A 3,449-nucleotide genomic window follows, 5' to 3' on the forward strand; every position below is an offset into this window, starting at 1 on the left:
TGGGGCTTTTTTATTATTTATTAATAATCACCACACTTTTCTCAACCTACATTACCCATTTATAAACTAGTTTAGAGCGGTTTATATTCTAGTAAAAAACCTGCCTGACCTGCTGGTAATGCCGCTAAGTTAAAATTGGTATACCTTATGGTAATATTAAAGCGTCAAATTGGTTGATCATCGTGCTGCGTTTAAGTATATTAACGTCAAAGGTCACATAAAATATACATAAGCATAACAAGCTAACACACTAAAATCACACAACAACAACCAGCGGAGAATTCAAATGTCGTTGAAGTCACGAGATAACAATAATTCTACAACAGGGCAGTTTGCAATGCGCCCAGTTGCAAAATGGGTAAGAACAGCGGTCATCGCAGGTATGGCAAGTTCTTGCGTATTTACAGCAAGCGCACAGGAAGATCAGGGAAAAGCGACAGAAGTTGAAGAAGACGTTGAAATAATTAGTGTTACAGGTACACGTAGAACGATTCAAGACCAAATAGCAATTAAACGTGAAGCAACAACGGTAGTTGATGGCCTGTCATCTGAAGATATTGGTGATTTACCAGCACTGTCTATCGGTGAAGCACTGGAATCAATTACAGGTGCTGCATCTCACCGTGAAAACGGTGGTGCAACAGAAATCACTATTCGTGGTCTTGGTCCATTTTTAAGTGCAACGCATATCAATGGTCGTGAAGCGACTAATGGTAGTGGTGACCGCTCAGTTAACTTTTCGCAGTTTCCGTCTGAACTTGTAAAAAAAGTAGCAATTTATAAAACGCAAGATGCGTCAATGATTGAAGGTGGTGTTGCAGGTGTTATTGCACTTGAAACTATAACTCCACTTGATTTTGGCAAGCAACGTGTATCAGCTGAAGTTAAATTAAACTACAACCCTGATGAAGGTAATGTAGATAACTCACTTCAAAGTGACGCGGGTTACCGTGGCACGTTTAGTTATGTAGACCAGTTTGAATTTGATAACGGCCAAGCCGTTGGTGTGTCTTTTGGTGTACAGCGCCAAGATATCAGCCAACCAGAAGCTGAATACAGAAGCTCTAGCCCATCAGGTTCTTCATTGTGGGCGTGTTTAAACGATCCTAATAATACCAACGAAGGTTTTTATCGCAGCAGCGCAGGTGACTGTGAAGATCAAGTAAGCGGCAGTAAAAATCAAGGTTACGATACAAAAATTGATCCTGATACAGGTAAAGCAGTAAGTGATGGGACTCCTTATGCTTGGACTGGCAGTAGCCGAAGCTACCGTCAAAACGAGACATCAGATGAACGTGATGCAATGTTTTTTGCACTGCAATATCAACCTTCAGCTGATTGGGATGTTAACTTTGATGCACAAATTTCAGATAGAACACAAAAAGAAGCACGCCACGATTTAATCTTTTTACAAAAACGTGCAACACCAGGCGTAACCGGTCCAACACTTGTTACTAATGATGTTGGCGGTATCCTTCATTGGGAAGGCGAAGAGCGAATTGAATCTGCAGGTGAGCAATTTTCTCGTGAAGAAAACTACCAAGGTTACGGCATAAATATAGAACATACAGTTACCGATAGATTAACTGTTGACTTAGATTTAGCGTATTCAAAAACAGAACGCGAAGAACTTCAAATATCTAACCGTGGTAGAACATCAGGTCGTAATTTCTTTTCTTGGGATATGGGCGATGAGATCCCTCATTTCACACTGACAGACTTTGACGTAACAGATATTTCAAACTTTACAGATAGCCTAAGAACACGACTTGACCGTGAAAATGTTCGTGAAAACGAAGTTATCTCAGCGCGACTAGATTTTGACTATACCTTAGATGGCAATGTTTTCACCAGTATTCAAGGTGGTATTAGAACATCTGAAATGACCTTCCTACAGTATGGTGGTAGCCAAGGTAACGGTTCACGAAATGAATACACACTAGACTCTGGTACTGAAGCGCTTGACGTATTACAAGGTTGTCAAATCGATTTCCCTGAATCAGGCTTTTTATCAAGTGTATCTGATGGCGATATCGTAACAAATGTTGATAGTGACGGTAACGTTGTAGATAGCGGTACAGGTTCATCATGGGCTACATACGACAACGTATGTTTCTCACAAGCTGTAGCTGGTTCTAACGCTGATGGTGTGTTTGCTTACCCAGAAGTTGAATATGAAAATGCAGGTACAATCGATGTAACAGAAAAAACAACATCAGTGTACTTAATGGCTAACTACGATACTGAAATGTTTGGTAAATTCATTCGCGGTAACTTTGGTCTTCGTATTGTAGACACAGAAGTAACTTCGATTGGTTTTAGAAATAGCTTTGACGTAGTAACAAGCGACACCGGTGTACTTTCTCTGGTTGAATCTGATAATGGTTCATTGGATAAAATAAAAAGCGGTGGTGACTACACGAAGTATTTACCAAGTTTTAACCTAGTTATTGACTACAGTGAAGATATTTTATTCCGTGCAGGTATATACCGTGGTATGTCACGCGCAGATCCATCTGATTTAGGTTACAGCCGTACATTCCAAGAAGATACAGAAGGTACAGCAACATCAATTAGCGATTTATTAGTGGGTGTAAATGGTTCTGGTAACCCGGACACTCAACCGCTTATGTCGTGGAACTACGATGCTGCGTTTGAATGGTACCCTAACGAAGATTCAATCTTAGCGTTAAGCTTATACTACAAACAGTTCAACGGTGGTTTTCAACAACAAACAGTAATTGAAGATTTTACTGTTGCCGGTGAAACTGTTTCATTACCAATTACTAACTCTGTTACATCAGACGATGACAGTGAAATATTAGGTCTTGAAGCTTCATTTTCTTACCGCTGGGATAACGGCATCGGTATGAAATTTGGTTACAACTATGCAGACACTGATTTTGAGTTCCAAGATAGCTTATACGGCGATACGTTTGAGACTGACGTAGATGGTAATACTACACAGTTAACTGACGGTATTATTGAGTCGGCTTCAGTACCTGGTTTCTCAAAGCATGTATTTAGCAGCCAGCTGTACTACCAAATTGGTGGATTTGATACTGCTGTTATTTACAAATATCGTAGTGAGTATTTCCAACCATATACTACAAATGGTACTCGACTTCGTTATGTTGATGGCGTAGGTGTATGGGAAATGCGCGCATCATACAAAATTGATGAGCACTTTAGAGTTAAAGCAGAAGCAATTAACTTGTTCAGTGCACCTAAATCACAAGACTTCTTTGTTGAAGGTAACTTAGGTGAAGTGAATGACTACGGCCCACGTTTATTCTTAGGTTTAAGTTACAAGCTGTAATAATAGTTAAACATTAAATCACATTAAAAAGGCGGTTTTACCGCCTTTTTTGATCCTCAAATTCTTCAATTTTATATTTTCGATAACACTAACAAACAGTACTTAAAAAAACTCACTCCTAAATTACGCT

Annotated in this window: 1 protein-coding gene; it reads left to right on the forward strand. The window is 39.5% G+C overall.

Annotated elements, in window-relative coordinates; translation table 11 throughout:
- Positions 1-286 precede the first annotated feature (286 nt).
- A complete protein-coding gene (locus GQR46_RS17795) occupies positions 287-3,319 on the forward strand; it encodes a TonB-dependent receptor (RefSeq protein WP_165741808.1) in 3,033 nt (1,010 codons plus the stop codon).
- Positions 3,320-3,449 lie beyond the last annotated feature (130 nt).

It is taken from the genome of Pseudoalteromonas sp. Z1A6 (genome assembly GCF_011378745.1).
GTDB lineage: Bacteria > Pseudomonadota > Gammaproteobacteria > Enterobacterales > Alteromonadaceae > Pseudoalteromonas > Pseudoalteromonas arctica.